7 protein-coding genes are annotated in these 6,271 nt (G+C 77.0%); 3 read left to right on the top strand and 4 right to left on the bottom strand.

What is annotated here, in order from left to right; translation table 11 throughout:
• Positions 1-42: 42 nt before the first annotated feature.
• The 3 genes from ACFWA9_RS37605 to ACFWA9_RS37595 form a co-directional block, all read right to left on the bottom strand.
• Complete coding sequence (locus ACFWA9_RS37605; RefSeq protein ID WP_380393785.1) at positions 43-2,070, bottom strand: hypothetical protein; 2,028 nt, start codon at positions 2,068-2,070, stop codon at positions 43-45.
• 135 nt (positions 2,071-2,205) lie between these two features.
• The gene (locus ACFWA9_RS37600; protein WP_380393788.1) at positions 2,206-2,916 is read right to left on the bottom strand and encodes a TetR/AcrR family transcriptional regulator; all 711 of its coding nucleotides are present in this window, start codon (positions 2,914-2,916) and stop codon (positions 2,206-2,208) included.
• A 258-nt stretch (positions 2,917-3,174) separates the two neighbouring features.
• On the bottom strand, positions 3,175-3,687 hold the full coding sequence (locus ACFWA9_RS37595) for an NUDIX domain-containing protein (RefSeq protein WP_352292420.1): 513 nt from the start codon (positions 3,685-3,687) through the stop codon (positions 3,175-3,177).
• A gap of 75 nt (positions 3,688-3,762) precedes the next feature.
• Here ACFWA9_RS37595 and ACFWA9_RS37590 point away from each other — a divergent pair, with 75 nt between their 5' ends.
• Positions 3,763-4,986: a serine hydrolase domain-containing protein gene (locus tag ACFWA9_RS37590; protein ID WP_380393782.1), complete on the top strand. Its 1,224-nt coding sequence runs from the start codon at positions 3,763-3,765 to the stop codon at positions 4,984-4,986.
• Between the two features lie 6 nt (positions 4,987-4,992).
• Here ACFWA9_RS37590 and ACFWA9_RS37585 read toward each other — a convergent pair whose 3' ends face one another.
• Positions 4,993-5,316, bottom strand: a complete 324-nt coding sequence (locus ACFWA9_RS37585) for a nuclear transport factor 2 family protein (protein ID WP_329490747.1) — start codon at positions 5,314-5,316, stop codon at positions 4,993-4,995.
• A gap of 145 nt (positions 5,317-5,461) precedes the next feature.
• Here ACFWA9_RS37585 and ACFWA9_RS37580 point away from each other — a divergent pair, with 145 nt between their 5' ends.
• The gene (locus ACFWA9_RS37580) at positions 5,462-5,890 is read left to right on the top strand and encodes a DUF6325 family protein (protein WP_380393780.1); all 429 of its coding nucleotides are present in this window, start codon (positions 5,462-5,464) and stop codon (positions 5,888-5,890) included.
• A gap of 7 nt (positions 5,891-5,897) precedes the next feature.
• Entirely contained in the window at positions 5,898-6,170 is a 273-nt protein-coding gene (locus ACFWA9_RS37575; protein ID WP_380393777.1) for an SHOCT domain-containing protein, read from the top strand.
• Positions 6,171-6,271: the final 101 nt, after the last annotated feature.

The raw sequence follows: 6,271 nt of genomic DNA, 5'->3' as shown, positions 1-6,271 counted from the left end.
CCCCTGGTGCGGGGCGGCCGCCGGTGCGCGGTGGTCCGGGCCTCAGCCGAAGGGGCTGGTCTCCGGCGCGGCGGCCGGTGCGGCCTCGGGGGCGGCGGGGGCGGGGGTGTCGGCCGGCAGCGGGGCGAAGGGGTTGAAGTCCGGCGGCGGGACCATCACCGGGGTGCCCTTGGGGCCGCGCGCCGGGTCGTCCGGCCCGTCCTCGGCCGTCGGCAGGGTGACGGTCGGCGCGGGCACGGCCGGCGGCGCCGAGGGCGGCGGCGGCACGGCGGCGGGCTGCGGGAGGGTGGTGCCGAACGGGTCGCTCGGCCGGTCCTCGGCCGTGACCGTGCCGAACGGGTCGGCGGCCCGGGCGGCGGCCGGTGCGGCCTCGGGGGCGGCGGGGGTGTCGGCGGGCAGCGGGGCGAAGGGGTCGAAGTCCGGCGGCGGGACCATCACCGGCGTGCCCTTGGGGCCCCGCTCCGGGGCGTCGGCGGTCTCCGGCACGGTGGTGTCGGTGAGCGTCGCGGCCTGCGGGGCGAAGGGGTCGAAGTCCGGCGGCGGGACCATGACGGGGGTGCCCTTGGGGCGCCGCTCGGCCGCCTCCGGGCTGTCGTCCGGCACCAGGAGGGGCTCGACGGGCGTCGGGTCGGCCTCCGGGGCGAAGGGGTTGAAGTCGGCCGGGGGGACCCGGACCGGCGTGCCGCGCAGGTGGACCGGCAGCGGCGTGGCGTCGTCCGGAACGGGCGCGGCGGCCTGCTCCGGGACGGCTTCGGCGGCGAACCCGGCTGTGGCGGCGAGCGCTTCGGCCGCCGGAGTCGGGGCCGGAACCGGGTACGGCTCGGCGGGGAGGCCGTGGGCGGGGGTCGCGGTGGGCGCCGGCGCGAAGGCGCGGACCGGCGGGGTCAGCTGCCCGGCCACGCCGTCCCAGCCGAACTGGACGCTCTTCAGCAGCTCGGCGAAGGCCTCCGTGTACAGCTCCCAGTCCTGCGGCTGCGCCGTCGTGAGCTGGACGCAGAGCACCGAGACACCGTCCGGCAGCGGCACGAACGCCTCCACCACCGAGGTGACCGCCCAGCGGCGCCGGCCGTCGTCGGCGAGCGGACCGGGGACGGGGACGCTGCGGCCCTCGACCAGGACGGCGGCCGGGCCGGCCGGCAGCAGCACCGTCCAGACCTCGGCGTGCCGGCGGACGGTGGCCAGTTCGGTGGCCAGTCCGGAGATCGGCAGCGGGTGGCGGGCGAGCGAGACCACCAGGGTGGCCTCGGTCGGCCGGCCGGCCACCTCCAGGGCGCAGACCCCGGCGTAGACCGTGCCCGAGGCGGTGATGGCGTCGGCCAGGGACGCGGCGATCACCGCGAAGTCGCGGCGCGGCGCCGGACCGGTGCCGCTGAACAGCTCCTCGGCGACCTCGGCCAGGTGCGCGGTCAGCTCGGCGGCGGCCGCACCGGTGGCCGGGTCGACGCCCTTGGCGGTGGCCACCGCGTCGGCCCCGGCCGGGCCGGCGGGCACGGTACGGGCGGAGACGCCGACCGGGCCGCCCGGGGAGGTCAGCGGGTGGAAGCCGGGCGGGACGACCAGGCGGACCTCGGCGCCGGCGCCGGTGGCGAGCTCCACCGGCTGCCGGGTCTGCTGTCCGGCGGCGAGCGCCGCCAGGGCGGCGGCGAACGGCGGGCGCAGCTCGGGGGCGGCGACCTCGCCGGCCACCGGCAGCCCGAACAGCGCGGCCGTGGCGGTGCCCCGGTCGGCCACCGCGCCGCGTACCGGGCCGCCGCCGTAGCGCGCGAGCAGCGCGTCGCCGGCCAGCTCGGCCAGCGGGGCGCCGGTGCCCGGGCGGGCCGTCCCGGCGGTGACCACGGTGCCGAGCCGGTCGACGGCGTCGTGCACCGGACCGTTGGGCGCCAGTGGGAGGTTGAACAGGGCCTCGGCCGCCGGGTGGGCGCCGGCGGTCAGGGCCGTCAGCGAAGCCGCCGGGTGGCGCGAGGTGTGCTTCTCGAAGAGGGCTTCGGTGAGCGCGCCGAGCGTCGCGGACACCTGCTCCGCCGGGGCGAAGGGATTGGCCTCCGTGGTGAACTGGCCGTCCTGGGTCAACTGATGAGCCCCCCGCTCTGCTGCGTATGCGTTGGTGGTTCGGCGGATCCGGGCGCGCCCGTGACCGGCGCGGCGTCAGATCCGTGCCCATTCCTATCAGAGGCCGCCGCTGTGGCAGAACCGGCGTCCGCCGGTTCAGTTCGCGGGCTCGACCGCCAGCGCGGCGACCGCGTCCGCGATGCCGGGAACGGCGAACAGGCCCGCGAGTTCGCGCACCAGCCGCCCGGCCGGGCCGGCGGGGTGCTCGGCGGCGAAGAAGCCGGCGAGTTCGGCGGCCAGCGCGGGCTCCCGGGCGGCGGTCAGCGTCAGGGCCGCGACGAACTCCTGGACCAGGTGCAGCTGGAGCTCCTCCAGCGGCACCGAGCGCTCGCCCAGCCACTCCAGCGAGGTGATCTCGGCGTTGGCGATCCAGGCGCGGACGGTCAGCCGCAGGCCCGGACTCGGCGAGGGGACCGCCAGGTGGCTCAGGATCTGGTCGTGCGCGGCCCGCCGGACTTCGTCGATCACCGCCGACGTCCCGGCGCTGGCCGCCACCGAGCCGCCGCGCAGCAGCGCGGCGAAGCCGGGACCGTGGCTCTGCACGAAGTCCAGGTAGCGGCCCATCACCCGGTACAGCCGCTCGGAGAGCGGGCCGTCGGCGGGCTCCTCGAAGCGGCCGGCCAGCTCGCGGCCGGCCCGGCGCAGCGACTCCTCGTACAGCGCCTGCTTGCCGGGGAAGTAGTGGTAGACCAGCGGGCGGGAGGCGCCGGCGGCGGCCGCGATGTCGTCGATCGACACCTCCTCGGGCGGGCGCCGGCTGAAGAGGTCCAGGGCGACGGCGATCAGCTGCTCGCGCCGCTCGTCCACGCTGAGCCGCCGGCGCGGGCGCTCGCCGCCCTTCCCGGCCGGTGCGCCGGCGGCGGTGCCGCCGGGTGCCGCGAGGTCCGGGGTCGCGCCGTCCGGGGTCGCGCTGTCCGGGGCACCGGTGCGGCCGGCGGCCCGGCCGCTGCTCCGGGCGGTGCGCGGGGACGTGGGCGCCGCCGACGGCGTACGGGAAGCCATGGGCGTCACCCTATCCGGCCCGGGCGGCCGCCGTGGATCTTGTCCGGTGGCCGGGAACCGGGCCTACCGCGCCGGGTGCCGTTCCCGGTAGCGGCGGTACGCCTCCAGGCCGTCCGGCACGAACGCGTCGGCCGCCAGCCGGGCGTCCAGCTCCTCCGGGGTCAGCCAGGCGTGCCAGGCGACCTCGGACTCCTGCGGCGCGACCGGGCCGTCCCAGCGCGCCTCGTACAGGTCGCACCACCAGGAGAGCCCCTCCCGCCGGAAGAGGAACTTGAACAGCGGGCGCGGCTCGATCCCGCTGACGCCGAGCTCCTCCTCGGCCTCGCGGACGGCGGCGCTCGCGTACGTCTCGCCGGCGCCGACCACGCCGCCGACGAACATGTCGTGGAAACCGGGCGCGAACAGCTTGGTGTCGGTCCGCCGGTGCACGAAGATCCGCCCGGTCCGGTCGCGGACCAGGATGAACACGCAGCGGTGCGTCAGCCCCCGCCGGTACACCTCCCCCCGCGGGGCGGTCCCGATCACCCGGTCGTGCTCGTCGACGACGTCCAGCAGTTCGTCCGCAGGGTTGGTCATGACGGACAGGTTAGGGTTTCCGGGCCCGGTTCGAACGCGGGCACGACAGGATTCGGACGACTCCGGGGGCGCGCGGTGACGGAGATCTGGGGCGAGACGGCCGAGGGCTTCGAGCCCGTACGGGAGGCCTTCTCGCGCAACTTCCAGGAGTACGGCGAGCTCGGCGCGGCGTTCGCGCTGTACGTGCGCGGGCGCAAGGTGGTCGACCTGTGGGGCGGCGACGCCCGGCCCGAGGTCGGTGGCCGGCCCGCGCCGGCCGTGCCGTGGACGGCGGACACCGCGCAGGTGCTGCGCTCGGTCACCAAGGGCCTGACCGCGACCACGGCGCTGCTGCTCGCCGAGCGCGGGCAGCTCGACCTGGACGCGCCGGTGGTCTCGTACTGGCCGGAGTTCGGCGCGGCGGGCAAGGGCGGGGTGCCGGTGCGCTGGCTGCTCTCGCACCAGGCCGGGGTGCCGGCGCTGGACGTGCCGCTGCGGCTGGAGGACGTGCTCACCTGGGAGCGGGCGGTGGCGGCCGTGGCCGCGCAGGCGCCGGCCTGGGAGCCCGGCACCGCGCACGGCTACCACCCGTACACCTTCGGCTGGCTGGTCGGCGAGGTGGTCCGCCGGGTCAGCGGGCGCACGGTCGGCCAGTACTTCGCCGAGGAGATCGCCCGGCCGCTCGGCCTCGACCTGTGGATCGGGCTGCCGGCCGGCGCCGCGCCGCGGGTCGGCCGGCTGGTCGACCTGCCCGCCCCGGAGGCCGCCAGGACCGGCCCGAGCGGGCTGCGGCTGCGCCCCAAGCAGGTGGTCCGGGACGCCTACCAGGACCCGGCCTCGCTGACCGCCCGGGCGTTCGCCTCGGTGCGGCCCGGGGTGGACCTCAACGACCCGGCGGTGCAGGCCGCCGAGATCCCCGGGGCGGGCGGGATCGGCACCGCGCGGGCGCTGGCCCGGTTCTACGGCGCGCTCGTCGGCGCGGCCGACCGGGAGGGCGGGGCGCCGGGCACGGTGCCGGCACCGTTGCTGGGGCCGGAGGTGCTGGCCCGCGCGGCCGGGCCGGTGGTCAGCGGGCCGGACCGGGTACTGATCGTCAACTCGACGTTCGGCCTCGGCTTCTTCCGGCACGGCCCGACCGCGCTGATGGCCTCGCCGGCGAGCTTCGGCCACCCGGGCCGGGGCGGCTCGCTCGGCTTCGCCGACCCGGAGCTCGGCCTCGGGTTCGGCTACGTCACCAACGGCATGCAGCCCGGGGTGACGGGAGACGTCCGCTCCCGCCGGCTGATCCACGCGGTGCGCGGCTGCCTCGGGCTGTCCTGAGCGGCGTCAGGCCTGGCCGGTCTCGAAGCGGCTGATCCGGTTGCCGTCGACGACGAAGCGCCAGGCGGTGCGCATCTCGCCCCAGGTCTCGTTGCTGTAGTTGGCGATCAGCGCGCGGCCGCCGTCCGACTCGGACTGGACGTCCATGTGGCCGCGGCTGGTGAAGATCTCACGGTCGATCCAGTCCGCCAGGTCACGGTCGGCGCCGTCGTCGGACATCGTGGCGTCCTCGGTGAGCAGGGCCGTGAAGGCCGCGCGGTCGTTGGCGTTGATCGCGGCGACGGCGGCCCGGACGGTCGGGTCGGAGAGCTTGGCGATGGCGATGGTCACGGTTTCTCCCAGGGTGAAGGGGGACGGGACTCCTGTCTAAGGCGTCCGCCGGGCGTGTCCGGGCATGTCGGCGGCGCGTCGGTGATTTTCGGTATTCATGTGCTTTGATCCCGATATGGGTGATTTGCTCACGGAAGGGAGTCCCATGGGTCCGGCCGAACTGCTCGTCCTGGCGTTCCCCCGGCAGACCATCACCGTCGAGGCGGCCACCGTGCTCGGCAAGCTGCGCACCGGGGGCGACATCCGGGTGGTCGACTCGCTGGTGGTCACCCGGCACGTGGACGGGGAGGCGACGTACGGCGAACTCGCCGACTACGAGGACCTGTGCGGCATCGTCCCGGACGGGCACGCCGACCTGCCGCTGATCGGGCCGGAGGACGCCCAGGAGGCGGCCGAACTGCTCGTGCCGGGCACGGTGGCGCTGCTGGTGCTGATCGAGCACGTCTGGGCGCGGGAGGCCGCCGAGGCCCTGAGCGCCGTCGGCGGGCGGATCGCCTCGGGCGTCCGGATCCCGCCCGAGCACATCGACGAGGCCGTCCGCGCCGCCGAGGCGCACCGCGCTGCCGGGAAGTGAGGACGCCGTGATCCGTTCCCCGGGGCCGATCCGGCCGGTGCGGGTGCAGCGGCCGGTGGGCGCGCCGCTGGTGCGCGGACCGGTGCTGGGCGCCGCGGCCGGCCGGCCGCCGGGCGGGCCGGGGGCCGAGGCCGCCGGACCGGTGAACGAGCCGGTGAACGAGCCGGCGGTCGGGCCGCAGATCGCGGACATGCTCTTCGACCTGGGCCGGCTGGCCCGGCAGGGCCTGCTCACCCCCGAGGAGTTCGCGACCGCGAAGGCGCGGCTGCTCGGCGGGTGAGCTCGGGAGAACCGCGGTGCGGTGCCTCGCAGGGGGCGCCGCGACGCGGACCACGGGGAGTGGTGGCGGAGTGGGAAGTCGGCCGGTCCGACTTCCCACTC

This window comes from Kitasatospora sp. NPDC059973, from assembly GCF_042737525.1.
Lineage (GTDB): Bacteria > Actinomycetota > Actinomycetes > Streptomycetales > Streptomycetaceae > Kitasatospora.
The sequence above is the reverse complement of the archived record's forward strand: the minus strand, read 5'-3'. Positions and strand labels throughout refer to the sequence as shown.